The sequence below is a fragment of the Pseudomonas sp. KB_15 genome (assembly GCF_052114525.1).
Classification (GTDB): domain Bacteria; phylum Pseudomonadota; class Gammaproteobacteria; order Pseudomonadales; family Pseudomonadaceae; genus Aquipseudomonas.
Window position 1 is genome coordinate 31,138 of record NZ_JBFREX010000024.1, and the last position, 26,740, is coordinate 57,877.

Here is a 26,740-nt window from a genome sequence, read left to right on the forward strand (position 1 = left end):
AGTGTAACGTAATGCCTTGCGGACTGACGGCAATCGCATCGAATTAAACAAAATGGAACAAATGATACTCAGCCCGGTTCCACCCGGTTGCGGCCTGCATTTTTTGCGCGATACAGTGCCTGATCGGCTCTTTTAAGCGCTTGATCGCCGTGCTCACCCGGCCTGAACGCCGTCATTCCGATAGACACGGTGATGGTCACCGGCTCTCCCTTGAAGTGGAACGGACAGGCCTCAATGGAGGCACGCAAGTTTTCCAGCAACTTCAGTCCCGCCGCCGGCACCGTGGCTGGCATCAACAGCACAAACTCTTCGCCGCCAAACCGGGCGATGAAATCCGTCCCGCGCAGACGCTTGCGCAACACGCTGGCGATGATTTTCAGCACTTTGTCACCGGCCAGGTGCCCGTAGTTATCGTTGATGCGCTTGAAATGATCGAGGTCGAGCATGGCCAGCAGCAGCGTGTTGCCATGTTGCTGCCATTGTTTGACTTCATGATCCAGGCGCTCGCTCCAGGCCGCGCGGTTGGGCAGCCCGGTCAACGGGTCGACCAATGCCTTCTGACGTTGCTCTTCAAGGTGCTCGCGGTAACCCTGGGCCTCCTGCTCCATATGGGCGACCCGCTCGGCCAGGCTGTGCAGGCGCGCGCCGACCTCTTGCTCGCGCTCATCGCGCTGTTTCTGGTGCTGGTCCATGGTGCCCAGCAAGCCTTCGAGATGGTTTTCCAGGACGTGCTTGAGATCTTCCAGGTCCGCGGCTTCCTGCATGCTGCTTTGCAAGCCATCGACCTGTTCGCGGATCTGCGTGTCCATCTGCCGCGCGGCCGACCGATTGTCGGCGTGTCCTGCGGTGGCGGCCTGCAAGTTGCTCTGGAACGATTCGAGGCGCTCGTTCAGTCGTTGCAGATAGGCTTCGAACTCATGCTGGCCGCTGTCGGTAATGGCCAGCATCAATGTGGCGAAATCGTCGAGGATCGGCAGCAGTTCGTACCAGTTCAGACCGTTTTTCAGACGATCGCGCATGGATTCGGCTTGTGGGCGATGACGTTCGGGCAATGTCAGGTCGTCGAGCAGCCCCAGCAGCGTGTCTTCGATGTGACTGGCCACCGAGCTGTAGGAGGGCTCGGGGGAGTCCGGGAGCGCGTAGAGAATGTCGTGTTCGGATGGCGCCTGATCGACGACGGCCACATCCACTGTCGGAGTCGGAGTCGGAGGTAAGGGCACGTTATCTGGCGATGCTTGCGCGGTCAGCTCGTCAGGGTTTGTTTCCCACTCAGGAGACGCCGCGACGGTTTCCGGGGTCGGTTGCTCGGCCGATTCGATTTCTGCCACAGCTGCACTGGCTGTTTCAGGCTCCGCAACCGGAGGTGCAAAAGCCACGACTGCCTGAGCAGGCGCAGCCACGGCTGGCTCGGTCGGCGCGCAGGCGTCTTCAGCTCGCTCAGCAGCGCGTACCTCGCAGATTGCCGGCTCTACCACGACCGGGGCCGACTCGATAATCGCCGCAGGGTTCTCAGCTACAGGGGCAGCCGGCGCTGCTACCGACTGCGAGGCTGAGGCCTGGACAGGAGAAGTAGCCGTTGTGGCCACCATCTCCTCCGCTTCACGACCGCCGAACAACCGCTGCAGCAAGCCTGGCCGACCGTGCTCCGTCGGGGTCTCCAGTTGGTTCAAGGCCTTGCCTTGCAAACCACTCAGCTCGCTGAGCAACAACGGTATCTCACGCGCCTGACTGACCCGCGCATCCAGTTGCCTGGCGAAACTCTTGAGTGGCCGGCTCACATCCCGTGGCAGCGGCAATGTTTGCAGTTGAGTGACCAGTGCAGTCAGGGCGGCACTGGTCTGGTTGATCCGGGTTTCCCGACGCTGCTCGGAGTCGAGCACGGCTTTTTCCAGGCGTGGAATCAGGGCGGCCAGGCCGGCGTCCATGTCATCGGTGCGCACGACCTCACGCATTTCCTTCATGCATTGGTCAACGGCGCGGTCAGTCCCTTCCGCCGCCAGGGTACTGCGCACCAACCCACGGCGCAGCAAGTCGAGCCGCGCGTCCCAGCGACGTTCGAGCTTTTCCTGTTGTTCGATGCTTTTGAGGTATTTCTCTTTCCAGCGCTGTGCTTCGTCGCTCATTCATGGGATCCGCGAAGGGCAGGACTCAACGCGGGCAATGCATCGGCCGTGAGCGAACCCGGCAGACGAATCTCTACCGCGACCGGCAGGTGATCGGAAATGGGCTGTGCCAACACCTCGACCTTTTCCAGGGTCAGGCTCGGGCTCAGCAGGATATGGTCCAGGCAGCGCTGTGGGCGCCAGCTGGGAAACGTCGCTTCCAGTTGCGGCGCAAGCAGACCGAGGTCACGCAACGCGGAGTTTTGCAGAAGGTCACTGGCATGGGTGTTCATGTCGCCCATCAGTACCTGGTGTTTGTATTCGCCAATCAACTCGCGGATGTAGGCCAGTTGCAGGCTGCGCGCCCGGGCGCCCAATGCCAGGTGCATCATGACCACTACCAGCGCTTCCGGGCCTTCGCCGAACCTTACCAGAATGGCTCCGCGCCCCTTTGGCCCCGGCAACGGATGATCTTCAATAGCCCACGGGCGCAATCGGCTGAGCACGCCATTGCTGTGCTGGGCCAGGCGACCGAGATTGCGGTTGAGTTGTTGATACCAGTAGGGAAAGGCGCCGAGCTGGGCCAGGTGTTCGACTTGATTGACGTAGCCTGATCGCAGGCTGCCGCCATCGGCTTCCTGCAAGGCGACCAGATCGAAGTCGCCCAGCAGATTGCCGATTTTCTGCAGATTGTCGGCACGCCCGGTGTGCGGCAACAGATGTTGCCAGCCCCGGGTCAGGTAATGCCGATAGCGCTCGGTACTGATGCCGACCTGGATATTGAAACTGAGCAAGCGCAGACGACTGTCTGCGGGCAGGCCCGTGGACTCCAGATGATGCTCGTTGACCCGCGGATCATGCAGGCCAACGATGCGTTCAGTACCCCATCGGCGCATGGCAGTGACTGCCCTTAGTTGGCGGCAGCCTTGTTAGCCGCTCGCTCTTTGTCGATCAGTTTGTCGGCCAGTTGCAGGGCCTGTTCGGCACCGCCGGCGGAGCCCACGTCAAAGCGGTACTTGCCGTTGACGATCATGGTTGGAACGCCGGAGATTTCATACTTCTTGGCCAGTTCACGAGCCTTGACGATCTGACCCTTGATAGCGAAAGAGTCGAACGTCGCGATGAACTTGTCCTTGTCCACGCCTTGGGTAGCGAGGAAGTCGGCCATGTCATCCTTGTCGATCAGTTTCTTGTGTTCTTTCTGAATCGCGTTGAATACCGCGGCGTGAACGTTGTGCTCGACACCCATGGCTTCAAGGGTCAGGAACATCTGGCCGTGAGCATCCCACGCGCCACCGAACATGGCTGGGATGCGCACGAAGTTCACGTCCGTAGGCAGCTTCTCGACCCAAGGATTGATCACCGGCTCGAAGGCGTAGCAATGCGGGCAGCCGTACCAGAACAGCTCAACCACTTCKATCTTGCCAGGCACGGCGACCGGAACCGGATTGCTCAGTTCGACATAAGGTGCGGCAGGGGCTTCAGCGGCCTGGGCAGACATGCCGAACAGGCTGGCAGCGGCAAAAACGGCGCTGATGATCAGATTACGCATGCTTTACTCCTGGACAAATTTTATCGCCTCGCGCGACTTGTTTTCAGACAGATCCTGGCGGGCTTGAGTTCTGTAGTGTAACGGCAGCGGCCACAAAAAAGGGCGGCCAAAGCCACCCTTTTTATACTCGTTGCAACGGATTAATCGAGCGTTAACATTGCAGGCGATAAGCACCCCGTTCAACGCCAGAACCGCCGGCCTTAGTGCAGGCCTTGAATGTAGCTGGAGACCGCGGCGATGTCTTCGTCGCTCAGCCGCTTGGCGATGGTCTGCATGGTTTTGGCATCGCCATCGTTGGTGCGGCCACCGTCTTCCTTGCGGAAGTCGGTCAGTTGCTTGGCGACGTATTGAGCGTGCTGGCCACCCAGGTGCGGGAAACCGGCAGCCGCGTTACCTGCGCCATTTGGCGAGTGGCAGCCGGTGCAGGCTGGCAGGCCCTTGGCCATGTCACCGCCACGGAACAAATTCTCGCCGCGCTTGACCAGCTTCTCGTCGGCGGCACCGACGCTGCCTTTCTGGCTGGCGAAGTAGGCGGCGATGTCCGCCAGGTCCTGATCGCTCAGGTTGGTCAGCAGGCCGGTCATTTCCAGTACGGTGCGCTTGCCCGACTTGATGTCGAGCAATTGCTTGTTCAGGTAGCGTTCACCCTGACCCGCCAGTTTCGGAAAATTTGGCGCCATGCTGTTGCCATCCGGACCGTGGCAGGCGCCACATACGGCGGCTTTTGCCTGGCCAGCTGCTTTGTCACCAGGTTTTACTGCCTCACCTGCAGCATGGGCCATGCCGGAGATGCCCACGGTCAACAGCAGACTCACGATCAATTTCTTCATCAGCTAATCCAACTACGGCTAAGGGTTAAGAGTTATGGACCGGGCTTACTCGCTCATCCAAAGGATGATGGCTTGGTAATCCTCGGCACTGCAGTCCATGCACAAACCACGCGGCGGCATCGCCTTGAAACCCTGGGTCACGTGTTGCACCAGCGTCTCCATACCTTTCGCCAACCTCGGCGTCCAAGCTTCCTGATCGCCTTTTTTCGGCGCCATGGGGAGTTGGCCGGAATGACAGGCACCACAAACACGGTTGTACACAGCTTCCGGATCCTGTGTAGCCTGAGCGCTGTAAAGCGGCATCAAGACACCGGCAGCTAGCAGCCATTTCGTCATAAAACGACCTTTTCAGGGTTGAGAGCGAGCTGCGTTCTAGTGCGCAATCAAGGTCTGTCGCTCTCGTGAACTTCATCCTACGCTGGGACAAAGCGCACACAAAATCTGCGGCATTATATACTGGCGTCACTGAAACGGAAGCGACACTGCTTGCCGCGCCCATTCCTGGCGCCGCCCACATCGGAAATCCCATGCAACTCAAGAATCCCATCCTCGGTCTGTGCCAACAGTCCACCTTCATGCTCAGCGCCGCCAAAGTCGACCAATGTCCGGATGACGAGGGCTTCGAAGTCGCCTTCGCCGGGCGTTCCAACGCCGGCAAGTCGAGTGCCTTGAACACCCTGACTCATGCCAGCCTGGCGCGCACCTCGAAAACCCCGGGGCGCACACAGCTGTTGAACTTCTTCAAGCTAGACGATGAACGCCGTCTGGTCGACCTGCCGGGCTACGGTTATGCAAAAGTACCGATCCCGCTCAAGCAACACTGGCAGCGTCACCTGGAGGCTTATCTGGGTGGGCGCGAGAGTTTGAAAGGTCTGATCCTGATGATGGACATCCGCCATCCGATGACCGATTTCGACCTGCTGATGCTCGACTGGGCCGTGGCTGCCGGCATGCCGATGCACATTCTGCTGACCAAAGCGGACAAGCTGACCTATGGCGCGGCCAAGAACACGCTGCTCAAGGTACAGGCGGAAATCCGCAAGGGCTGGGGCGATCTCGTGACAATTCAGCTGTTCTCGGCCCCAAAACGTATGGGCCTGGAAGACGCCTACACAGTGCTGGCAGGCTGGATGGAGCTGGCGGACAAGGGTGCCGAGGTAGAAGCCCAGTAAGCCACGAAAACTGCCTGGGACGTCCCCCAGGCAGTTTTCTGCGGGCAAAAAAAACCCCGGACTTCTATGGGGAKGAGGAAGTTCCKGGGTTCAAGCTCTAGACCGCTAGGGCGGGGTCCAGATATCTGCCAACACTTAACACAACATAGGAGCATCGAAGGGCTTCACCAGCCATTCAGTAACTCTGAGTGGTGGTTCACAAGATTAGTTCAGATTTTTTTCAAATGGCTTTGGAATAACTCTGATAATTTTCCGGACCAAGCGATTTGCGCCCTTCTGCCGCGGCACTATGCCGCAGCAGAACACGACATTTTTCTGTAGGAGCAAGCTCGCTCCTACAGGAAGGCTCAGTGAGCCTCATCCCAGTTATTTCCAACACCCACTTCGACCAGCAACGGCACATCCAGTTTCGCGGCTTCGCTCATGTGCACGCGAATTTCATCGCGAACCTGGTCGACCAGATCTTCTCGCACCTCAAGCACCAGTTCATCGTGCACCTGCAAAATGACTTTGGCGTCAAGGCCAGACGCGGTCAGCCAGTTATCCACCGCGACCATGGCTTTCTTGATGATGTCCGCAGCGGTGCCTTGCATCGGGGCGTTGATTGCCGTGCGTTCGGCGGCGGCACGTTCTTGCGGCTTGTTGGAATTGATATCCGGCAGGTACAGGCGACGGCCGAAGAACGTCTCGACATAACCTTGCTCGGCGGCCTGGGCGCGCGTGCGGTCCATGTACTGGCGAACGCCGGGGTATCGGGCGAAGTAGGTATCGATGTAGGCCTTGGCGGTCTTGGTGTCGACGCCGATGTCCTTGCCGAGCTTCTGCGCACCCATGCCGTAGATCAGGCCGAAGTTGATCGCCTTGGCGCTACGGCGCTGGTCGGAGGTCACGTCGGCCAGTTCGACCTTGAACACTTCGGCGGCGGTCGCGGTGTGTACGTCCAGATTGTGGCGGAAGGCGTTCATCAGCCCTTCATCCCGGGACAGATGCGCCATGATCCGTAACTCGATCTGCGAGTAGTCCGCCGCCAGCAGCTTGTAACCAGTCGGGGCCACGAAGGCCTGGCGGATGCGACGCCCTTCGGCGGTGCGCACCGGAATGTTCTGCAGGTTCGGATCGCTGGAGGACAGCCGCCCGGTGGACGCTACCGCCTGGTGATACGAGGTATGGATCCGCCCGGTACGCGGGTTGATCTGCTCCGGCAGACGGTCGGTGTAGGTGCTTTTCAGCTTGCTCATGGAACGGTATTCCATGAGCACTTTCGGCAACCGATAGTCGTCTTCAGCCAGTTTGGCCAGCACTTCTTCGGCGGTGGATGGCTGGCCCTTAGCGGTTTTCTTCAATACCGGCAGGCCGAGCTTCTCGTAAAGGATCACGCCAAGTTGCTTGGGCGAGCCGAGGTTGAATTCCTCGCCGGCAATCTCGAAGGCCTCACGCTCCAGCGCCACCATCTTGTCGCCCAGTTCGATGCTTTGCACGCCCAGCAAGGCGGCGTCGACGAATGCGCCTTGGCGCTCGATACGCGCCAGCACCGGCACCAACGGAATTTCAATGTCAGTCAGTACGCTGGCCAAGCTCGGAATGGCCGAGAGCTTTTCAAACAGGGTCTGGTGCAGACGCAAGGTGATATCCGCATCTTCGGCGGCGTAAGGCCCGGCCTGCTCCAGGGCGATCTGATCGAACGTCAGCTGTTTCACGCCTTTGCCGGCGATGTCCTGGAAGCTCACCGTGGTGTGGTCCAGATACTTCTGCGCGAGGCTGTCCATGTCATGGCGCGTGGCCGTGGAATTGAGCACGTAGGACTCAAGCATGGTGTCGAAGGCGATGCCGCGCACGGTGATGCCGTTGTCCTGATCACCGCCGACGGCGCAGTTGGCCAGGATGTTCATGTCGAACTTGGCGTGCTGGCCGACCTTGAGCTTGTTCGGGTCTTCCAGAATCGGCTTGAGCGCGCGCAGGACCGTGTCACGATCCAGCTGCTGCGGCACGCCGATGTAGGAATGGGTCAACGGGATGTAGGCCGCTTCGTTAGCCTGAACCGCGAACGACAGGCCCACCAGTTGTGCCTGCTGCGCGTCGATGCCGGTGGTTTCGGTGTCGAAGGCAAACAGCTTGGCGTTGTTCAGTTTTTCCAGCCAGGCATTGAACCGCGCCTGATCGAGGATGGTTTCATAGGCGGCTTCAGCAGGGGCGGCCGGTGCTTCGGCCTCTGGTTCGCTGAACAGATCGGCGGCCGGCGCAGGCTCGGCGGCAGCGCTCAGCTCCAGGCGTTTGGCGTCGCGATCAAGGTCGTTCAGCCAGCTCTTGAACTCCAGCAGGCTGTACAACTCGTAGAGTTTCGCCGGATCTTCCGCACCCATTTGCAAGTCGTCGAGGCCAATATCCAGCGGCACGTCAACCTTGATGGTCGCCAGTTGATACGAAAGGAAGGCCATCTCCTTGTGCTCTTCGAGCTTGGCCGGCAGGGTCTTTGCGCCGCGAATTGGCAGGGTCGGCACGATGTCGAGCTTTGCATAGAGCTCGGTCAGGCCGCCGTTCACACCGACCAGCAGGCCTGAAGCCGTCTTCGGGCCGATACCCGGAACGCCCGGAATGTTGTCGGAAGAATCGCCCATGAGCGCCAGATAATCGATGATCTGTTCGGGAGCGACGCCGAATTTCTCCTTCACGCCCTCCACGTCCATGCTGCTACCGGTCATGGTGTTGACCAAGGTAATGTGGCCGTCGACCAGTTGCGCCATGTCCTTGTCACCGGTGGAGATGATCACCGGACGGTCCGCCGCCGCGCTGCTGCGGGCCAGGGTACCGATCACGTCATCGGCCTCGACGCCTTCGACGCATAGCAGCGGGAAGCCCAGGGCGATCACGCTCTGGTGCAGCGGCTCGATCTGCACGCGCATGTCGTCAGGCATGCTCGGACGGTTGGCCTTGTATTCGGCGTACATGTCATCGCGAAAAGTCCCACCCTTGGCGTCGAACACCACGGCGAACGGACTGTCCGGATACTGCTTGCGCAGGCTCTTGAGCATGTTCAATACGCCCTTGACCGCGCCGGTCGGCAGGCCTTTGGACGTGGTCAGCGGCGGCAGCGCGTGAAAGGCGCGGTACAGGTAAGAAGAACCGTCCACCAGGACGAGGGGGGCTTGGCTCATGAGCAGGATCAACCTTTTCGGCGGGTCCGGCGCTAGAATAGCGGGACCGTTGACGACAAAGGGACAAGGTTATCATGCGCACACCAAATCGCCTGTTGCTGGCTGGCTTGTTTGCAATCGCCCCATTGGCCGTCATGGCGGCGGACGATGCGCCGACACCGGAGCCAGATGTCACGATCCGCACGGAAGGGGACAAGCTCATCCAGGAATACCGCCAAAACGGCTTTCTGTATGCGATCAAAGTCACGCCCAAAGGCGGCAAGCCGTATTTCCTGGTACGCGCCGACGGATCAGAAGGTAACTTCATCCGCTCTGATTACCCGGATATGCTGATTCCGGCGTGGGAAATTTTTAAGTGGTAAGTCGTCCTTAACTTTAATCGGCGCTGGCTCAACAGCAGCGCCCGTACTGGCAGTTTAAACATGTCTGTGTTCACCCCCCTGGCTCGGCCCGAGCTGGAAGCTTTTCTCGCCCCTTATGGCCTCGGCCGCCTGCTTGATTTCCAGGGGATTGCCGCCGGTAGCGAAAACACCAATTTCTTTATCAGCCTGGAGCAGGGCGAATTTGTCCTGACCCTGGTCGAGCGCGGTCCGGTTCAGGAAATGCCGTTCTTCATCGAGTTGCTCGACGTGCTGCACGGCGCCGACCTGCCGGTGCCTTACGCCCTGCGCACCACCGACGGCGTGGCCTTGCGCGAACTGGCGGGCAAACCTGCGTTACTGCAACCGCGCCTGGCCGGCAAGCACATCAAGCAAGCCAACGCGCAACATTGCGCGCAGGTCGGTGGGTTGCTCGGCCATCTGCACCTGGCGACCCAGGCCAACATGATCATGCGCAAAACCGATCGCGGTCTGGACTGGATGCTGGAAGAGGGTACGCAGTTTTTGTCGCACCTCGGTGCCGAGCAGAAAGACCTGCTGCAGCGGGCACTGGAAGAAATCACCCGGCAGAAAGAAAAAATCCTGGCACTGCCGCGGGCGAACATTCACGCCGACCTGTTCCGCGACAACGCGATGTTCGAAGGCACGCACCTGACCGGGCTGATCGATTTCTACAACGCCTGCTCCGGGCCGATGCTCTACGACGTGGCGATTGCCTTGAACGACTGGTGCTCGGACGACGATGGCGTGATCGATGGACCGCGAGCGCGGGCCTTGCTGGGCGCTTACGCGGCCTTGCGACCGTTCACCGCTGCCGAAGCCGAGTTATGGCCGACCATGCTGCGGGTGGCTTGCGTACGGTTCTGGTTGTCACGCTTGATCGCGGCGCAGGCTTTCGCCGGGCAGGATGTGCTGATTCACGATCCGATGGAGTTCCAGTTGCGCCTGGCGCAGCGGCAGACGGTCAATACGCCGTTGCCTTTCGCCCTTTAAAGGCTTTGACCTGTGGGAGCGAGCTTGCTCCCACAGGGTTTGGTGTCGGTTACAACGACTCCAGGCACCCCGCCAGATCATTCCCCAATTTCTCCAGCACCTGCTCATAGCCTTGGGCAGTCGCCGGCGTGTACCCGCCCAGCGCATCCAGTTCAGCCAGCTTCACCGGCAAACCCGCCACCAGGGTTTCCGCCAGGCGCGGACGCAGCGGAGGTTCGCTAAACACGCAGGTCTTGCCGACTTCCTGCAAACGCGCGCGCATCGCCGCGACATGCTGGGCACCGGGCTGCACTTCGGCCGCGACGCTGAACACCCCCACGTGCTTGAGGCCGTAGGCATCTTCGAAGTAGTCGAAAGCTTCGTGGAACACGAAGTAGGGTTTGCCCTGAACATCGGCCAGGCGTTTCTTCAGGCGCGCATCCAACGCATCGAGGCGCTCGTCGAAGGCTTTCAGATTGCTTTGATAGCGTGCGGCATTGTCCGGATCGGCGGCACTCAGGTCAGCGGCCATTTTCGTGGCGATGACCCGGGCGTTAACCGGCGACAACCACAGGTGCGCATCCAGGCTGCCAGGACGGTGATCGTGGTCATGTTCGTCGGCTTCTTCGGCGTGGGAGTGGCTATCTTCGGCAAAGCGGCGCAGTTTCATACCTGGCAAATCCTGCACGGCGACGCTGGGCAGCGTACGACCATTGAGCACGCGTGGCAGGAAACCTTCCATGTCCGGGCCGATCCAGTACAGCAGGTCCACCGATTGCACCTTGCGTACGTCGGAAGGGCGCAACGCATAGTTATGCGGCGAGGCACCCGGTGGCAGCAAAACTTCAGGAATCGCCACACCGTCCTGCACCGCTGCGGCGATCAACTGCAGAGGCTTGATGCTGGTAAGGACCTTGACCTCGGCCTGCGCCGAACCGATCAGCAGAAAACTTGCGATAAATGCGACAAAGATAGAAAAAAGTCGGGACACGATGACCACTCGAAGAGGCGAGAACGGGTAACATAATAACGTCTCTCACAAAACTCGTCGCCGCTCATGCTAAAAACACCGATCGCCAGCCGTCCCCACGACCACTCACATTGCGTTCACAGCGCTTTGTCCGAGGCCGATGCCCTGTGCGCACGTCAAGGCCTGCGCCTGACCGCATTGCGCCGGCGGGTGCTGGAACTGGTGTGGCAAAGCCACAAGCCCCTGGGCGCCTACGACATTCTCGCGGTCCTCAGCGAGCAGGACGGCCGCCGCGCCGCGCCGCCGACGGTGTATCGCGCGCTGGATTTCCTGCTGGAAAACGGCCTGGTCCATCGGATTTCCTCGCTCAACGCCTTCATCGGCTGCAATCACCCGGAACATGCTCACCAGGGTCAGTTCCTGATCTGCCGCGTGTGCCACGCCGCGATCGAACTTGAGCAAAAATCCATCAGCGACGCGATCATCGCCAGTGCCAGGGATGTCGGGTTTATCGTCGAAGGCCAGACCGTCGAAGTGATCGGTCTCTGCTCGGGTTGCCAGGGGGCTTGATGAGCAACGCGCTGATTCGTCTTGAGCAGGTTGCGGTCACGTTCGCCGGGCAACCGGTGCTGGACAACATCGAGCTGAGCGTCGAGCCGGGGCAGATCGTGACCCTGATCGGCCCCAACGGCGCCGGCAAAACCACACTGGTGCGCGCCGTGCTCGGCCTGTTGAAACCGGACAGCGGCAGCGTCTGGCGCAAGCCGAAACTGCGGGTTGGTTACATGCCGCAAAAACTTCACGTCGATCCGACCCTCCCGCTGTCGGTCCTGCGCTTCTTGCGCCTGGTGCCGGGCGTGGACCGGGCGATGGCCTTGGCGGCACTCAAGGAAGTCGGTGCCGAACAGGTAATCGACAGCCCGGTGCAAAGCGTTTCCGGTGGAGAAATGCAACGCGTGTTGCTGGCCCGGGCCTTGTTGCGCGAACCGGAACTGCTGGTACTCGACGAACCGGTACAGGGTGTCGACGTGGCCGGCCAGGCTGAGCTGTACAGCCTGATCACCCGCCTGCGTGACCGTCACGGTTGTGGCGTGCTGATGGTCTCCCACGATTTGCATCTGGTGATGAGCACCACGGATCAGGTGGTTTGCCTCAATCGTCACGTCTGCTGTTCCGGCCATCCCGAGCAGGTCAGCGGCGATCCGGCTTTCGTCGAGCTGTTCGGAAAGAACGCACAAAGCCTGGCGATTTATCACCACCATCACGACCACGCCCACGACCTGCATGGCTCGGTGGTCAAGGCGCCCGCGTCGGGCCAACCCCATGTACACGGAGATAGCTGCAAGCATGGCTGATTTTCTGCTCTACGCCCTGCTTGCAGGCTTGGCCCTGGCCGTCGTCGCAGGCCCGTTGGGGTCTTTCGTGGTCTGGCGGCGCATGGCCTATTTCGGCGACACCCTGTCCCACGCCGCATTGCTCGGCGTGGCCCTGGGCTTCCTGCTGGATGTCAGCCCGACCGTTGCCGTGACCGTTGGCTGCTTGCTGTTGGCGGTGTTGCTGGTGACTTTGCAACAACGCCAGCCACTGGCATCTGACACACTTCTGGGAATTCTTGCACCCAGCACGCTCTCCCTGGGCCTGGTGGTACTAAGCTTCATGCACGAAGTGCGGATCGACCTGATGGCCTATCTGTTCGGCGACCTGCTGGCGATCAGTCCGACCGATCTGGCCTGGATCCTGGGCGGTAGCGCTGCGGTACTGGTCTTGCTGGTTGCGTTGTGGCGCCCATTGCTGGCGATCACCGTGCATGAAGAACTGGCCAGGGTCGAAGGTTTGCCCGTGGCGGGATTGCGCCTGGCGCTGATGCTGTTGATCGCCGTGGTGATTGCCGTGGCGATGAAAATCGTCGGCGTATTGCTGATCACTTCATTGCTGATCATCCCGGCCGCTGCGGCACAACGTCACGCCCGCTCGCCGGAACAGATGGCACTGGGCGCGAGCTTGCTGGGCATACTCGCCGTGTGTGGCGGGCTGGCGCTGTCCTGGTTCAAGGACACCCCGGCCGGCCCGTCAATTGTAGTCACGGCCGCCGTGCTGTTTCTGCTGAGTTTTGTTCTGCCCCGTCGAGGGGTGTAGACTTGCTCGTTTTTTGCGCAAATAGAGAGTCGCAGGAATGAAGTCGTTCGCCTCCCGTTATCTGCTCCTTGTCGCATTTTCTTTGCTGCTGGGCGCCTGCCAAAGCACGCCACCGGCGGCCACCGAGGCCGCCGATGCACGGGCCGCGGCCATCGTACAGCTGGAACAACACATCGCCAGCGATGAACTGGCCACTGCCGAAGACCAGTTGGCAGCCTTGCAGGCCGAATCGCCCAACGATGCGTCCCTTGAGCAATACCAGCGGCAACTGGCCGAAGCCTACCTGCGCCGCAGCCAGATCGTGCTGCAAAAGGGTGACGTGGATGCCGCCGCGACCGCCCTGAGCCGTGCCCGCGCCTTGATGCCCAAGGCTCCGGCATTGACCGGCGGAGTCAACGGCTCGATTGCCGAGGCGCGCAAGGCCGAGCTGGAAAAGGCCGAAGCCGCCCTCAAGGCTGCCGAAGCCAAGCCCAAAGCCAAGGTGATCGATCTGACGGCTGAAAGCACCACAGTCGCGCTGAACATCAACGACATGGGCAAACTGCGCCGCCAACTGGATGCGATCGCCGCCGATGTGGTGAACTTTCAGTGCGACGTGAGCATTCAGGCGCCGCGCACCAACGATTACCCTTGGCTGGCTAATTTGCTGACCAAACGGGTGAACAAGCTCGATCCTGAGTTTGATCTGAAGCTGGAGCGGCAGATTTTGCGCAGTGTTCCGGCGCAGATGGTCCTGACGCCTCGCAAATCTTAAAGGCATCGTCGGAACGCCGCCCGGAGCAAGCCCGCTCCCACAATGTCCGAGTTAGCCGCCAAGTAAGTGACCAACCCGGAACCCTGTGGGAGCGGGCTTGCCCGCGAAGGCGTCCTGTCTGGCAGTAAAGCTCTCAGACCTGAATCGCCTTGGCCTTCGCCTCCCGCCCCCAAATTTAGCCATTCCTTTTTTCTGACCTTTGATCGCGTTATTGCCAAATGACAGGACAAATGCGAAATAAATGCTAAGAACCTCTATACGGACAGGCTAAAATGCGCGCCCGGCTAACCGCTGATCCTTTTCTAACGCGCCCCACAAGGTTCGCTACGTGATCGAGTTTCAAAACGTCCACAAAACCTACCGCGTCGCCGGTAAGGAAATCCCCGCCCTGCATCCGACCAGTCTGACGATTGAGAACGGGCAGGTTTTTGGCTTGATCGGTCATTCCGGTGCAGGAAAAAGTACCCTGCTGCGTCTGATCAATCGCCTGGAAAACGCCAGTGGCGGCAAGATCACCGTCGACGGTGAAGAAGTCACCGCTCTCGACGCCAACGGCCTGCGACGTTTCCGTCAGCAGGTCGGGATGATTTTCCAGCACTTCAACCTGCTGGCCTCCAAGACCGTCGCCGACAACGTCGCGCTGCCACTGACCCTGGCCGGCGAGCTGTCGCGCAGCGAGATCGACTCCCGCGTGGCCGAGTTGCTGGCACGGGTCGGCTTGTCCGACCACGCGAAAAAGTACCCGGCGCAATTGTCCGGCGGGCAGAAGCAGCGTGTCGGCATTGCCCGCGCCCTGGCGACCAAGCCGAAAATTTTGCTGTGCGATGAAGCCACCAGCGCCCTCGACCCGCAAACCACGGCATCTGTGTTGCAATTGCTGGCCGAGATCAACCGCGAGCTGAAACTGACCATCGTGTTGATCACCCACGAGATGGACGTGATCCGCCGGGTCTGCGACCAGGTCGCGGTGATGGACGCCGGCGTGATCGTCGAGCAAGGCTCGGTGGCCGAGGTGTTCCTGCATCCGAAGCACCCGACCACCAAGCGCTTCGTGCAGGAAGACGAGCAGATCGACGAAAACGAACAGCGTGACGACTTCGCTCACGTGCCGGGGCGCATCGTGCGCCTGACCTTCCAGGGCGAAGCGACCTACGCGCCGTTGCTGGGCACCGTCGCCCGGGAAACCGGTGTGGACTACAGCATCCTGGCCGGTCGCATCGACCGCATCAAAGACATCCCTTACGGGCAACTGACCCTGGCCGTCACTGGCGGTGACATGGAAGCAGCGTTCGCCCGCTTCACCGCAGCCGACGTTCACATGGAGGTGCTGCGCTAATGGAAGCCCTGACAAGTTTCTTCGCCAATATCGACTGGTTCGAAATCTGGCTGGCCACTGGCGACACCTTGCTGATGCTTGGCGGTTCGCTGTTGTTCACCGTGCTGCTCGGCTTGCCGCTGGGCGTGCTGCTGTTCTTGTGCAGCCCGCGCCAGTTGCTGGAAGCCAAAGGCGTCTACGCGATGTTGTCGCTGGTGGTGAACATTCTGCGTTCGCTGCCGTTCATCATCCTGTTGATCGTGATGATTCCGTTCACCGTGTTGATCACCGGCACATCCCTCGGTGTCGCGGGGGCGATCCCGCCGCTGGTGGTGGGTGCCACGCCGTTCTTCGCCCGTCTGGTGGAAACCGCCCTGCGTGAAGTGGATCGCGGCATCATCGAAGCGACCCAGGCCATGGGTGCAACCACACGGCAGATCATCACCAATGCCTTGCTGCCGGAGGCTCGTCCGGGCATCTTCGCGGCGATTACGGTGACAGCCATTACACTGGTGTCCTACACGGCGATGGCCGGTGTCGTGGGCGCCGGTGGTCTGGGTGACCTGGCGATCCGCTTCGGTTACCAGCGTTTCCAGACCGATGTGATGGTGGTGACAGTGGTGTTGCTGCTGGTACTGGTCCAGGTACTGCAAACCGTTGGCGACAAACTGGTTGTGCATTTCTCCCGTAAATAAGACATGAGCCGGCCATTCGCTGGCAGGCGCCGCAAGTAGGCGCCGCACAAGGAGTTAGCTGAATGAAAAAACTACTCGTGGCCTTCGCGGCCGTTGCCGCGTTCTCTGCCCACGCTGAAACCCTGACCGTCGCGGCCACCCCGGTGCCACACGCCGAGATCCTCGAATTCGTGAAGCCAGCCCTGGCCAAAGAAGGTGTGGACCTGAAGGTCAAAGTCTTCACCGACTACATCCAGCCGAACGTACAGGTCGCGGAAAAGCGCCTGGACGCCAACTTCTTCCAGCACCAGCCGTACCTGGATGAGTTCAACAAGGCCAAGGGTACCCACCTGGTTTCCGTGGCTGGCGTGCATCTGGAACCCCTGGGCGCTTACTCCAGCAAGTACAAGACCCTCGCCGAGCTGCCTGGCGGTGCCAACGTGGTCATCCCGAACGATGCCACCAACGGCGGCCGCGCACTGTTGCTGATGGCCAAGGCCGGCCTGATCAAGTTGAAGGATTCGAACAACATCCTGTCGACCGTGAAGGACATCACCGAGAACACCAAGGACCTGAAAATCCGTGAGCTGGAAGCCGCGACCATCCCGCGCGTGCTGACCCAGGTCGACCTGGCGCTGATCAACACCAACTACGCGCTGGAAGCCAAGCTCGATCCGGCCAAAGATGCGCTGGTGATCGAAGGCAGCGACTCGCCGTACGTGAACATCCTGGTTGCCCGTTCGGACGACAAGGACAGCGAAGCGATGAAGAAACTGGTTACTGCCCTGCACAGCCCGGAAGTGAAAGCCTTCATCCTCGAGAAGTACAAAGGCGCGGTGGTGCCGGCGTTCTGACCGACTGAAAGCAACAAAAAAGGGGCGCATCGAATGCGCCCCTTTTTTGTGCCAGAAACATCGTCCCCCTGTGGGAGCGAGCTTGCTCGCGATGGCGGTGTATCAGTCAATGTAGATGTTGAATGTTACGGCCTCATCGCGAGCAAGCTCGCTCCCACAGGTTTAGCGGTGTCTTTAGTTGCGTTTGAGCATCACCGGCAACTGCGCCACCAGCTTCGCATTATTCAACGGCGCCCGAATAAACCCGCGCTGGGTGCCATCCGGCCCGATCACCGCGAGGTTGCCGCTGTGGTCAACGGTGTAGTTCGGCTTGCTGGTGTCCGCCGGAATGTACGGAATGCTCACCGCGTTGGCGACCTTTTGCAGCTCTTCGGTCGACGCCGGGGTCAGGCCGATGAACTGCGGGTCGAAGTAGCCCAGGTACTGCTTGAGCTGCTTGGGTGTATCGCGATTGGGGTCGATGCTGACCAGCACGATTTGCAGTTTATCCACGGCCTCTGGCGGCAACTCGCTTTTGATCTGTCGCAGTTGGGCGAGGGTGGTCGGGCAGATGTCCGGGCAGAAGGTGTAGCCGAAGAACAGCAGGCTCCACTTGCCCTTCAACTCATTGATCGTGATCGGCTGGCCGTCCTGATTGGTCATCGTCACGTCCGGCAGATTACGGCTCTGCGGCAGCAAAATGATGCCGGCGTCGATCAGCGCCGTCGGATCGCCCTGGTTTTTCCCGGACAGTACCTTGTTGACGGTCAGGCCCAGGATCAGCGCGATCAGGGCGACGAGTATGAAGACGGTTTTCTGGGTTCGAGTCATAGGTTCAACAGTAAGTAGTGGTCTACGAGCAGGGCGATAAACAGCAGGAACAAGTAGTAAATAGAGTACTTGAACGTGTTGATCGCCGCGTGCGGCCGAGTGCCACGGTACAGCACCACGGCCCAATGCAGAAACCGCGCGCCCAGCCCGAGCGCGCAGACCAGGTAGAGCGTGCCGCTCATGTGGATCACATAAGGCATCAGGCTGACGGCGAGCAACGCGAAGGTATAAAGCAGGATATGAACCTTGGTGTAGTGCTCGCCATGGGTGACCGGCAGCATCGGGATGTCGGCCTTGGCATATTCCTCCTTGCGATGGATCGCCAGCGCCCAGAAGTGTGGCGGGGTCCAGGCGAAGATGATCAGCACCAGCAGCAGCGGCTCGGCGCTGACGTGACCGGTGGCAGCGGTCCAGCCGAGCAATGGCGGCGCGGCACCGGCCAGACCACCGATGACGATGTTCTGCGGAGTCGCGCGCTTGAGGAATCCGGTGTAGATCACCGCATAGCCGAGCAACGAGGCGAGGGTCAGCCACGCGGTCAGCGGGTTGGTAAACGCCAGCAGCATGGCTTGCCCGAGGGCGGCCAATACCAGCGCGAACGTCAACGCGGCGGTCGGCGAAACCCGGCCTTCGGCGAGCGGCCGTTTGTGGGTGCGCGCCATGATCGCGTCGATGCGCCGGTCCACCACATGATTGACCGCCGCCGCGCCACCGGCACACAGGGCGATGCCCAGATTGCCGAAGATCAGCACCGTCCACGGCACCCCGGCGCGGGTTGCGAGGAACATCCCCACCAGTGAAGTGATGAGCATCAGCACCACGACTTTGGGTTTGGTCAGTTCCAGGTAGTCACGCCAGATCGCCTGACTGGGACGTTCGCCGATCAGAATCGCCATGGCATCTCTCCTTTTATTGTTATGGGCCCGGCTGAGTGTTTACGCGGGCTGAAGTGCCAGCGCGCTTGCTTGACCCGGACCAGACTGGTTCGGGCGTGATAATTAACCAGCACCATGGTCAACAACAGCGCCGCGCCGCCCGCGTTATGTGCGACGGCCACCGGCAGCGGCAGATGAAACAGCACGTTGCTGATGCCCAAAGTGATTTGTGCGCCAAGGGCGATCAGCACCAGGCCTGCCAGGCGCGTCATGCCGACCACCTTCAATTGCCAGGCCAGACCGAGCAATACCAGGGTGACCAGCAACGCGCCGATGCGATGGGTCAGATGAATGGCCGTGCGGGCGTCGCTGTCCAGTTGCCCGCCGAGGTAATTCGGGCCGATGTGTTGGGTCAGGTGAAAACCATTGGCGAAGTCGGCGGGCGGCATCCACTGGCCGTGACAGGTCGGAAAGTCGATGCAGGCCACGGCGGCGTAGTTGGAACTGACCCAGCCACCGAGGGCGATTTGCCCGATCACCAGCAGCAGCCCCGCAGTCGCCCAGTACTGCAAGCGTCGTGGCACGGTCAGCGCTGGCAGTACGCCGGACAGGCGCAAGGTCAGCAGAAACAACAGGCTCAAGGTCGCGAAGCCGCCAAGCAAATGCCCGGTGACCACCTGCGGCCAGAGCTTGAGCGTTACCGTCCACATGCCGAACGCGGCTTGGCCAAGGACCACCGCCAGCAGGAACAACGGCAGCTTCACCGGTTGCCCCGGATGGCGGCGATGCACCCACGCACGACCGGCCAACACCGCGATCAACATCCCCAACGTACCGGCGAAGTAGCGGTGGATCATCTCGTTCCAGCCCTTGTGGGCCTCGACCGGGGCGTCCGGGAAATGCAATTCGGCATGGGCCAGCTGGACTTCGCTTTTCGGCACGCTGATGAAGCCGTAACAGCCAGGCCAGTCCGGGCAGCCGAGGCCGGCGTGGGTCAGGCGGGTGTAGGCGCCGAGCAACACCACAATCAGTGCCAGCAAGGTGGCAAACAGCGCGAGGCGAAATCCAGGTTTGGCCATGACGATGCCCTTATCCGATGTTCGACAGTTTCAGCAGGTGACGCAGGTCGTTGAGCAGGTCCTTGCCCTTCACCGACGGGTCGTAGCGCAGCACCAGATTGCCATGAGGGTCGATGATCCAAAGGTGCGGCGCGTCATTGGTCTGAGCGCCTTTAGTGTAGGTCGGCAAGTCCAGTGAATAGCGTTGCAACTGCGGGTACTCGCGTTGAAGTTTAGTCTCGTAATCGCTGTTCAGCGTCTGCGCGGCGGCCAATGCATGGCTGGCGCGGGACGCATCGCGACCGAGGCCGATCTGGATCTGCCGCGCCAGATACACCAGTTGCTGGCAGTCCACCGCGCAATCCTTGGGCGCCGTCACCAGCATCTGCCAGCGATCGTCCTGCGCCGGCACGCCAATATCGGCGCGGGTCTGGCCGTTGCCGATCAGTTCGCCGTGATAAATGCGGCCCTCGGGCACCCAGAAATTCAGCTTGTACATGCCGGTGGCGAGGATCATCGGACCGATTACCCCGAAAAGTATCAGCAGCAGTTGCAAGCGGCCCTTGCGCCGGTTCACCGACGGTTTCGCCTCAGACATGCTGGGTGGATTCATGGCCGCTCCCATGGTGTTTCTCCTTTGCGTTGTGCCAGCCGAGATAGAGATAAAGACCGAACAGGGCAATCGCCATGGCGAACCACTGCACGGCATAAGCGATGTGTTTTTCCGGGCCCGTGGCGACCACCGGCCAGTCGGCTTGATAGGTGACGGGGCCGGTTTCGGCGCGTAGTTCGTAGGCAAAGCCTTCGCGGTTCAGTGCCGTCCAGAGCCTGGTTGGCTCAACGGCCGTAATCAGCTTCGGCCATGTCAACGTTGTGGGATCTGCGTGCAATTGGAACGTCGCACCGGGGGAGACGTAGACCCACGCGTCGAGGCTGACTGCTTCGGCAGGCGTCTTGAATTGCGGTGGTGTGCGGCGGTCCGGCCAGGGCAACCAGCCGCGATTGACCAGCAGCCAAAGCCCGGTGGCCTGATCGTGAAACGGTTGCAACAGCTCGACGCCAACCTTGCCGTTGCGTTGACTGTTGTCCAGCAACAGGCTGTGGGCGGCATCGAACTCGCCATGCAGGCGAACCCGGCGGAAGGCCGGGTCCTGAGTATGTTGCAGCTCGGAGCTGGCCATCGGCTCGGCGGCGCGGCGTTCGGCGTAGGTTTGCAGTAGCGCGCTTTTCTCCGCGCCCCGGCTCAATTGCCAGAACCCCAGGGACACCAGCAGCGGCAGCAACAGCGCCACCATCAGCGTTGGCACGATTCCCGGCCGAAAGCGCTTCATGGCATCGCCAGAAAGTCGGTCATCGCGATAGCTATACTTAAGAGCATCGCTTGTCCCCCCGGAGTCTCACCATGCTCAAAGCAGCCATCGTCCTGATGCTGATTGCCACGGTTGTCAGCCTGTTCAGCGGCCTGTTTTTTCTGGTCAAGGACGACAGCCGCTCAAACCGCCTCGTCATTGCCTTGAGTGTTCGTGTGACCTTGGCCGCCATTACCCTCGGTTTGATCACCTGGGGCTTTTTCAGCGGCCAGTTGGTGTCGCACGCCCCGTGGTAACTGTAGGAGCGAGCTTGCTCGCGAAGGTGTATCAGTCGAAATCAAAGTGTCTGACACACCTTCGCGAGCAAGCTCGCTCCTACAAGCTGCTTTAGAGCACATAGACGAAAACGAACAGTCCGATCCACACCACATCCACGAAGTGCCAGTACCAGCTCGCAGCTTCGAAGCCGAACTGGTGATCACCGTCGAAGTGCCCGCGCATGATCCGCATCAGCATTACGAACAGGATGATGGTGCCGATGGTCACGTGGGCACCGTGGAACCCGGTGAGCATGAAGAACGTCGCGCCGTAGATGCCCGAACCCAGGGTCAGGCCCAGTTCGCGGTAGGCGTGCATGTACTCTTCAGCCTGGAAAGTGAGGAACCCGCAGCCCAGCAACACGGTGATCGCCAACCACAATTTCAGTGCGCCGCGATGGCCCTTTTTCAAGGCATGGTGGGCGATGGTCACAGTCACGCTGGAGCTCACCAGCAACACGGTGTTGAGCAGCGGCAGACCCCAGGGGCTGATGACCTCCTTGGGTGGCGGGAACAGTTTCGAATCGGGGTTGTTCAGCAGCGGCCAGGTGAACTGGAAGTTCGGCCACAGCATGTGCGCGATACCTTTTGCGCCGTCACCGCCGAGGGCCGGGCCGGAAATGTTACGCACATAAAACAGTGCACCGAAGAAGGCGATGAAGAACATCACCTCCGAGAAAATGAACCAGCTCATGCCCCAGCGGAACGAGCGATCCATTTGCGGGCTGTACAAACCGCCGCGACTTTCCTTGATCACAGTGCCGAACCAGCCGAACAGCATGTAGGCCAGCAGCAGCCCGCCGACGAAAAAGATCAGCGGCCCGTGGGATTCCGGGCGCGCCGCTTTCAGATCGTTGAACCAGGTAGCCAGGCCGTACACGGTGGTGACCATGCCGAGCGTGGCGATGATCGGCCATTTGCTCTGGGCGGGAACGTAATAATGTTCATGAGTTGCCATTTATTGTTCTCCTTATCGGGCACGCTCAGCCGCCAGTGTTTACAGCTACCGGTGGATGTCGGGCGGTGATATCGAACAGCGTGTAAGACAGCGTCAGGTGCTTCACATCCTTGGGCATGTCACGGTCAACGATGAAACGTACCGGCATCTCGATCCGTTGACCGGGCTGCAGCACTTGCTGGGTAAAGCAGAAACATTCGGTCTTGTGGAAGTACGCCGCCGCCGCGCTGGGCGCGATGCTCGGCACTGCCTGGGCGCTCATAGGGCGGTCGGTGGGGTTATGCGCAATGAAGATCATCTCGTTCACTGCCCCAGGGTTGGCCGTCAATTCCTCACCCTTGGGATAGAAATCCCAGGGCATGTCGGCGGAATTGGTTGAAAGAAACTGCACGCGCACCTGCCGCGAGGTGTCGACCGTCTGCTCACCCTCGTACTGCCCGGCGGTCTTGCCATTTATGCCGAAGGCCTTGCACATCACGTCGTAGATCGGCACCAGCGCAAACCCGAACACAAACATCGCTACCACCACCAGCAACAGGCGGGTGACCAGTTTCTTCAACGAAATCGAGTCAGCCATGATTGCAAACCTCCACACCAATCCCTGTGGGAGCGAGCTTGCTCGCGATAGCGGTGTGTCTGACACACCGATTTGGCCCTATCGCGAGCAAGCTCGCTCCCACAGAAGGGCAGGTGTTCATTTCACTTCCGGCGGCGTGGTGAAGGTGTGATACGGCGCCGGCGACGGAATACTCCACTCCAGGCCTTCAGCCCCGTCCCACGGTTTGGCCGGTGCTGGCGGACCACCGCGAATGGTCTTGATCACGATGAACAGGAAGAAGATCTGCGTGGAGCCGAACATGAATGCGCCAATCGACGACACCATGTTGAAATCGGCGAATTGCAGGTTGTAATCCGGAATTCGCCGCGGCATGCCCGCCAGTCCCACGAAGTGCATCGGGAAGAAGGCCATGTTCATGCCAATGAACGACAGCCAGAAATGCAGCTTGCCGAGGGTTTCGTCGTACATGTGGCCGGTCCATTTCGGCAGCCAGTAGTAGGCCGAGGCGAAGATCCCGAAGATCGCCCCCGGCACCAGTACATAGTGGAAGTGCGCGACCACGAAGTAGGTGTCCTGGTACTGGAAATCCGCCGGGGCGATGGCCAGCATCAACCCGGAGAACCCGCCGATGGAGAACAGGATCACGAACGCCACGGCGAACAGCATCGGCGTCTCGAAGGTCAGCGAGCCTTGCCACATGGTGCTGGCCCAGTTGAACACCTTCACGCCCGTTGGCACCGCGATCAGCAGCGTGGCGTACATGAAGAACAGCTCGCCCACCAGCGGAATGCCGACCACGAACATGTGGTGCGCCCAGACGATGAACGACAGGAACGCGATACTCGCCGTGGCGTAGACCATCGACGTGTAGCCGAACAATGGCTTGCGCGAAAAGGCCGGAATGATCGAGCTGACGGCACCGAACGCCGGCAGGATCATGATGTACACCTCGGGGTGGCCGAAGAACCAGAACACATGCTGGAACAGCACCGGGTCACCGCCACCGGCGGCACTGAAGAAGCTGGTGCCGAAGTGGATGTCCATCAGCATCATGGTCACGCAGCCCGCCAGTACCGGCATCACCGCGATCAGCAGGAACGCGGTGATCAGCCAGGTCCAGACGAACAACGGCATTTTCATCAACGTCATGCCGGGGGCGCGCAGGTTGAGGATGGTGGCGATCACGTTGATCGCCCCCATGATCGAACTGATCCCCATCAAGTGAATGGCGAAGATGAAGAAGGTCACGCTTTCCGGCGCATAGGTCGTCGACAGCGGTGCATAGAAGGTCCAGCCGAAGTTCGGCCCGCCGCCGGAGGTGAACAGGGTCGATACCAGCAGCAGGAACGCTGCCGGCAACAGCCAGAAGCTGAAGTTGTTCATCCGCGGCAAGGCCATGTCCGGCGCGCCAATCATCAGCGGGATCATCCAGTTGGCGAGGCCGACGAAGGCCGGCATCACCGCACCGAAGACCATTACCAAGCCGTGCATGGTGGTCATCTGGTTGAAGAATTCCGGCTGGACGATTTGCAGCCCCGGCTGGAACAGCTCGGCACGAATCACCATCGCGAACGAGCCGCCGAGCAGGAACATGGAGAATGCAAACCACAGGTACAGCGTGCCAATGTCCTTGTGGTTGGTGGTCAGCACCCAGCGCATCAAGCCTTTGGCGGGGCCGTGGGCGTGGTCGGTGGCGGTATGAACATGTTCATCGATTACAGCAGTCATGTCCTGTCTCCTGCAAACAGATGGGCTGGGCAGGCCGGGGTGCATAGCCCCGACCGGTTCCGTACGTGCGCAATAGACCGGGTCATTTGCTTTCCGCCTGTTTCAGCTCCAACACTTCTTTAGGCGTGACCATGTCGCCTTTGTTGTTGCCCCAGGCATTACGTTCATAGGTCACGACCGCCGCGATATCGACTTCCGAGAGTTGCTTGCCGAACGCCGCCATCGCGGTGCCAGGCTTGCCGTGGAAGACAATGCTCAGGTGAGCCTCTTTCGGCCCGGTGGCGATTTTCGAACCCTTGAGTGCCGGGAACATCGGCGGCAGGCCCTGGCCTTCGGCCTGGTGACAGGCCACGCAGGTGGTGTGATAGATCTTGTCGCCGCGATCCTTGAGCTCGTCGAGTGTCCATTCCTTGCTGGTCAGCTCTTTGAGTTGCGCGGCCTCGACCTTGCGATCGGCCAGCCATTTTTCGTAATCGGCCTTTTCCTTGACCTCGACCACCGTCGGCATGAAGCCGTGATCCTTGCCGCACAACTCGGCGCACTGGCCACGGTAGATGCCGGGCTTGTCGATGCGGGTCCAGGCTTCGTTGACGAACCCAGGAATCGCGTCGCGCTTGACCGCGAAAGCCGGCACCCACCAGGAGTGGATCACGTCGGCGGAGGTCACCAGAAAGCGCACTTTGGTGCCGACCGGAAGCACCAATGGCTTGTCGACTTCGAGCAGATAGTGCTCGCCCTTGGCTTCCTTGTTGTGGATTTGATCTTGAGGGGTGGTCAGGTTGCTGAAGAACTCGACGTCCTGGCCCAGGTATTTGTAGTGCCACTTCCACTGGTAGCCAGTGATCTGGATATCGATTTCCGGCTCGCTGGCGTCGTACATCTTGATCAGGGTCGCGGTAGCGGGAACCGCCATGGCCACCAGGATCAGGAAGGGCACGATGGTCCAGAGGATTTCGACAGTGGTGCTTTCATGAAATTTGGCAGCCACCTGCCCGGTCGAGCGGCGGTGGAGAATCATCGACCAGAACATGGCACCAAAAACGATGATGCCGATCACCACACAGATCCAGAAAATGGTCATGTGCAGGTCGAATACTGCGTGACTGATTTCAGTCGCTCCAGGCGCCATATTCACAGTCCAGGCCGCTTGCGCCTGACTGAAAATCGACCACAGCAGGAGGCCCATCCAGACATGTGGATGTCGCATCATTGCGGGTTCCCCTTATCGTTCTTGTTATCCCGCCGGCTTTCACCTGCGGCAAGGGAGCGGCTGCATCAGACTACGAACTTGAATCGCCGTGCCTTGCTGCATATGCAGTCGGGCGTCATCAGCTAACTCCATTCCAACCCGAGTATAGACAGCACCTCTGACCTCGCAACGCGAAGGCGTAAATCATCTGAAACAGCATTAACTTGCTTTGCAGGGCACGAATGGAGAAGGATGCAGACGAGTGGTGGCCAATCGATATAACGGGACCGTCTCAAGGATGAAATAATTATGACAAATGCGTCTTAGCATTTTTCGTAAGCCAGCTAAGTTATGTCTTCCCTATTTCATTGCCTTGTTTCCTGGAGTTTTCATGAACACCGCCGCATTGCGCGAGCAGATCCAAAAAGCCCAACAACACGAAGCCGAGACCGGCCTGCTGACGCGTCAGCTGGAAAGTAAACTGCCTCACCTACACCCGGCGATCCAATTGCCGGAAGCGGACGCCAATGGCGTGCTGACGCGTTTTGTCGCCGCCTACATCGAAGAAGTGCCCGATCTGCTGGATGCAGCCAATGAAGTCGCCAGGGAAGCGGGCATTGAGTCACAGATCAAACCGGTGCTGAAAATCGCCGAACAGTACTTTCTCCAGCCGCCAGCCATCATGGCCGGCCATGTCGGGCTCGACAGCCTGCTGGATGAAGCCTATCTGGCGCACCGGTTTGTCGAAGAGGTCAACGACCTGTACATCAAGCATTTCGGCCAGCCACTGATCCCATTGGACATGACTGTCGCCAACCTGATTGCTCACCAATTGATCGGTGAGTCGTTCGCCAACCAACTGGACGAAGCGGTGCATCACGCCATCGACGAAATGCTCAACGAAGAGAGTTTTGCGCTGGAGTCGGTGGAAACCTACCGCGACAAGCTCAGCAGCCCGGACACCGGCGCCGCATGGAAACGCTGGCCGTGCATGTCCCGCCGTTTGGGCGTAGGCCTGGAGCTGGATCAGCCGGCGGCTTGATCCCTGAAACCTGTGGGAGCGGGCTTGCTCG

The 26,740-nt window shown here is 60.2% G+C and carries 28 protein-coding genes; 12 read left to right on the top strand and 16 right to left on the bottom strand.

Translation table 11 applies throughout. From position 1 onward, the window contains the following. Positions 1 to 68: 68 nt before the first annotated feature. From AB4Z35_RS18880 to AB4Z35_RS18900, 5 genes are all read right to left on the bottom strand, one after another. Positions 69 to 2,123, bottom strand: coding sequence for a diguanylate cyclase (locus AB4Z35_RS18880; protein WP_442098625.1), 2,055 nt, complete (start codon positions 2,121 to 2,123; stop codon positions 69 to 71). Continuing rightward, positions 2,120 to 2,998: an endonuclease/exonuclease/phosphatase family protein gene (locus tag AB4Z35_RS18885; protein WP_442098626.1), complete on the bottom strand. Its 879-nt coding sequence runs from the start codon at positions 2,996 to 2,998 to the stop codon at positions 2,120 to 2,122. Before AB4Z35_RS18885 ends, AB4Z35_RS18880 begins: the two co-directional genes overlap by 4 nt. A 14-nt stretch (positions 2,999 to 3,012) precedes the next feature. Then, positions 3,013 to 3,654, bottom strand: coding sequence for a thiol:disulfide interchange protein DsbA/DsbL (locus AB4Z35_RS18890; protein ID WP_442098627.1), 642 nt, complete (start codon positions 3,652 to 3,654; stop codon positions 3,013 to 3,015). A 200-nt stretch (positions 3,655 to 3,854) separates the two neighbouring features. Further along, a complete protein-coding gene (locus AB4Z35_RS18895; protein ID WP_442098628.1) occupies positions 3,855 to 4,484 on the bottom strand; it encodes a c-type cytochrome in 630 nt (209 codons plus the stop codon). Positions 4,485 to 4,529: 45 nt separating this feature from the next. Then, positions 4,530 to 4,820: a c-type cytochrome gene (locus tag AB4Z35_RS18900; protein WP_008002190.1), complete on the bottom strand. Its 291-nt coding sequence runs from the start codon at positions 4,818 to 4,820 to the stop codon at positions 4,530 to 4,532. Positions 4,821 to 5,011: 191 nt separating this feature from the next. Here AB4Z35_RS18900 and yihA point away from each other — a divergent pair, with 191 nt between their 5' ends. Then, entirely contained in the window at positions 5,012 to 5,656 is a 645-nt protein-coding gene (gene yihA, locus AB4Z35_RS18905) for a ribosome biogenesis GTP-binding protein YihA/YsxC (RefSeq protein ID WP_008002192.1), read from the top strand. Positions 5,657 to 6,003: 347 nt separating this feature from the next. Here yihA and polA read toward each other — a convergent pair whose 3' ends face one another. Next, complete coding sequence (polA, locus tag AB4Z35_RS18910) at positions 6,004 to 8,808, bottom strand: DNA polymerase I (protein WP_442098629.1); 2,805 nt, start codon at positions 8,806 to 8,808, stop codon at positions 6,004 to 6,006. A 74-nt stretch (positions 8,809 to 8,882) separates the two neighbouring features. Here polA and AB4Z35_RS18915 point away from each other — a divergent pair, with 74 nt between their 5' ends. Together AB4Z35_RS18915 and AB4Z35_RS18920 are read left to right on the top strand one after the other, a co-directional pair. Continuing rightward, a complete protein-coding gene (locus AB4Z35_RS18915) occupies positions 8,883 to 9,170 on the top strand; it encodes a DUF2782 domain-containing protein (protein ID WP_007989414.1) in 288 nt (95 codons plus the stop codon). A 60-nt stretch (positions 9,171 to 9,230) separates the two neighbouring features. Then, positions 9,231 to 10,181 carry a homoserine kinase gene (locus tag AB4Z35_RS18920; protein WP_442098631.1) on the top strand — a complete coding sequence of 317 codons (951 nt, stop codon included), beginning with the start codon at positions 9,231 to 9,233 and terminating at the stop codon, positions 10,179 to 10,181. Between the two features lie 49 nt (positions 10,182 to 10,230). Here the strand turns inward: AB4Z35_RS18920 and znuA are convergent, their stop codons facing one another. Then, positions 10,231 to 11,151, bottom strand: coding sequence for a zinc ABC transporter substrate-binding protein ZnuA (znuA, locus tag AB4Z35_RS18925; RefSeq protein ID WP_008002198.1), 921 nt, complete (start codon positions 11,149 to 11,151; stop codon positions 10,231 to 10,233). Between the two features lie 66 nt (positions 11,152 to 11,217). Between znuA and zur the strand changes: the two genes are divergently transcribed. The 7 genes from zur to AB4Z35_RS18960 all read left to right on the top strand — a co-directional run bounded on the left by zur (position 11,218) and on the right by AB4Z35_RS18960 (position 16,863). Beyond that, positions 11,218 to 11,700: a zinc uptake transcriptional repressor Zur gene (gene zur / locus AB4Z35_RS18930; protein ID WP_007989409.1), complete on the top strand. Its 483-nt coding sequence runs from the start codon at positions 11,218 to 11,220 to the stop codon at positions 11,698 to 11,700. Next, positions 11,700 to 12,485, top strand: coding sequence for a zinc ABC transporter ATP-binding protein ZnuC (znuC, locus tag AB4Z35_RS18935; protein ID WP_007989407.1), 786 nt, complete (start codon positions 11,700 to 11,702; stop codon positions 12,483 to 12,485). Before zur ends, znuC begins: the two co-directional genes overlap by 1 nt. After that, entirely contained in the window at positions 12,478 to 13,266 is a 789-nt protein-coding gene (znuB, locus tag AB4Z35_RS18940) for a zinc ABC transporter permease subunit ZnuB (protein WP_204932720.1), read from the top strand. Before znuC ends, znuB begins: the two co-directional genes overlap by 8 nt. A gap of 37 nt (positions 13,267 to 13,303) precedes the next feature. Continuing rightward, the gene (locus tag AB4Z35_RS18945) at positions 13,304 to 14,020 is read left to right on the top strand and encodes a PA5502 family lipoprotein (protein WP_442098633.1); all 717 of its coding nucleotides are present in this window, start codon (positions 13,304 to 13,306) and stop codon (positions 14,018 to 14,020) included. 328 nt (positions 14,021 to 14,348) lie between these two features. After that, entirely contained in the window at positions 14,349 to 15,356 is a 1,008-nt protein-coding gene (locus AB4Z35_RS18950) for a methionine ABC transporter ATP-binding protein (protein ID WP_442098634.1), read from the top strand. Further along, entirely contained in the window at positions 15,356 to 16,030 is a 675-nt protein-coding gene (locus AB4Z35_RS18955; protein WP_008002212.1) for a methionine ABC transporter permease, read from the top strand. The genes AB4Z35_RS18950 and AB4Z35_RS18955 overlap by 1 nt, the downstream gene beginning before the upstream one ends. Positions 16,031 to 16,092: 62 nt before the next feature. Next, a complete protein-coding gene (locus AB4Z35_RS18960; protein WP_116262472.1) occupies positions 16,093 to 16,863 on the top strand; it encodes a MetQ/NlpA family ABC transporter substrate-binding protein in 771 nt (256 codons plus the stop codon). 174 nt (positions 16,864 to 17,037) lie between these two features. On the opposite strand, the gene AB4Z35_RS18965 is transcribed toward AB4Z35_RS18960, so the two are convergent. Genes AB4Z35_RS18965 through AB4Z35_RS18985 form a run of 5 tightly spaced genes read right to left on the bottom strand, consistent with a single transcriptional unit; the run spans position 17,038 to position 20,937 of the window. Continuing rightward, positions 17,038 to 17,673, bottom strand: coding sequence for an SCO family protein (locus AB4Z35_RS18965; RefSeq protein WP_008002216.1), 636 nt, complete (start codon positions 17,671 to 17,673; stop codon positions 17,038 to 17,040). Continuing rightward, the gene (cyoE, locus tag AB4Z35_RS18970; protein ID WP_008002219.1) at positions 17,670 to 18,569 is read right to left on the bottom strand and encodes a heme o synthase; all 900 of its coding nucleotides are present in this window, start codon (positions 18,567 to 18,569) and stop codon (positions 17,670 to 17,672) included. The genes AB4Z35_RS18965 and cyoE overlap by 4 nt, the downstream gene beginning before the upstream one ends. Next, entirely contained in the window at positions 18,557 to 19,627 is a 1,071-nt protein-coding gene (locus AB4Z35_RS18975) for a COX15/CtaA family protein (RefSeq protein WP_442098635.1), read from the bottom strand. Before AB4Z35_RS18975 ends, cyoE begins: the two co-directional genes overlap by 13 nt. A gap of 10 nt (positions 19,628 to 19,637) precedes the next feature. Then, a complete protein-coding gene (locus AB4Z35_RS18980; protein ID WP_442098636.1) occupies positions 19,638 to 20,231 on the bottom strand; it encodes a hypothetical protein in 594 nt (197 codons plus the stop codon). Further along, positions 20,197 to 20,937: an SURF1 family protein gene (locus AB4Z35_RS18985; RefSeq protein WP_442098637.1), complete on the bottom strand. Its 741-nt coding sequence runs from the start codon at positions 20,935 to 20,937 to the stop codon at positions 20,197 to 20,199. The genes AB4Z35_RS18980 and AB4Z35_RS18985 overlap by 35 nt, the downstream gene beginning before the upstream one ends. A gap of 71 nt (positions 20,938 to 21,008) precedes the next feature. Between AB4Z35_RS18985 and AB4Z35_RS18990 the strand changes: the two genes are divergently transcribed. Beyond that, positions 21,009 to 21,212, top strand: coding sequence for a twin transmembrane helix small protein (locus tag AB4Z35_RS18990; RefSeq protein WP_007969817.1), 204 nt, complete (start codon positions 21,009 to 21,011; stop codon positions 21,210 to 21,212). A gap of 91 nt (positions 21,213 to 21,303) precedes the next feature. Here the strand turns inward: AB4Z35_RS18990 and AB4Z35_RS18995 are convergent, their stop codons facing one another. The 4 genes from AB4Z35_RS18995 to coxB all read right to left on the bottom strand — a co-directional run bounded on the left by AB4Z35_RS18995 (position 21,304) and on the right by coxB (position 25,688). After that, complete coding sequence (locus tag AB4Z35_RS18995) at positions 21,304 to 22,191, bottom strand: cytochrome c oxidase subunit 3 (protein ID WP_008002228.1); 888 nt, start codon at positions 22,189 to 22,191, stop codon at positions 21,304 to 21,306. A gap of 25 nt (positions 22,192 to 22,216) precedes the next feature. Continuing rightward, positions 22,217 to 22,768 carry a cytochrome c oxidase assembly protein gene (locus tag AB4Z35_RS19000; RefSeq protein ID WP_008002230.1) on the bottom strand — a complete coding sequence of 184 codons (552 nt, stop codon included), beginning with the start codon at positions 22,766 to 22,768 and terminating at the stop codon, positions 22,217 to 22,219. A 117-nt stretch (positions 22,769 to 22,885) separates the two neighbouring features. Then, a complete protein-coding gene (gene ctaD / locus AB4Z35_RS19005) occupies positions 22,886 to 24,478 on the bottom strand; it encodes a cytochrome c oxidase subunit I (RefSeq protein ID WP_442098639.1) in 1,593 nt (530 codons plus the stop codon). 82 nt (positions 24,479 to 24,560) lie between these two features. Further along, positions 24,561 to 25,688, bottom strand: coding sequence for a cytochrome c oxidase subunit II (gene coxB / locus AB4Z35_RS19010; protein ID WP_442098641.1), 1,128 nt, complete (start codon positions 25,686 to 25,688; stop codon positions 24,561 to 24,563). A gap of 370 nt (positions 25,689 to 26,058) precedes the next feature. Here coxB and AB4Z35_RS19015 point away from each other — a divergent pair, with 370 nt between their 5' ends. Then, the gene (locus tag AB4Z35_RS19015) at positions 26,059 to 26,709 is read left to right on the top strand and encodes a hypothetical protein (protein WP_008002236.1); all 651 of its coding nucleotides are present in this window, start codon (positions 26,059 to 26,061) and stop codon (positions 26,707 to 26,709) included. The last annotated feature ends 31 nt before the right edge of the window (positions 26,710 to 26,740 follow it).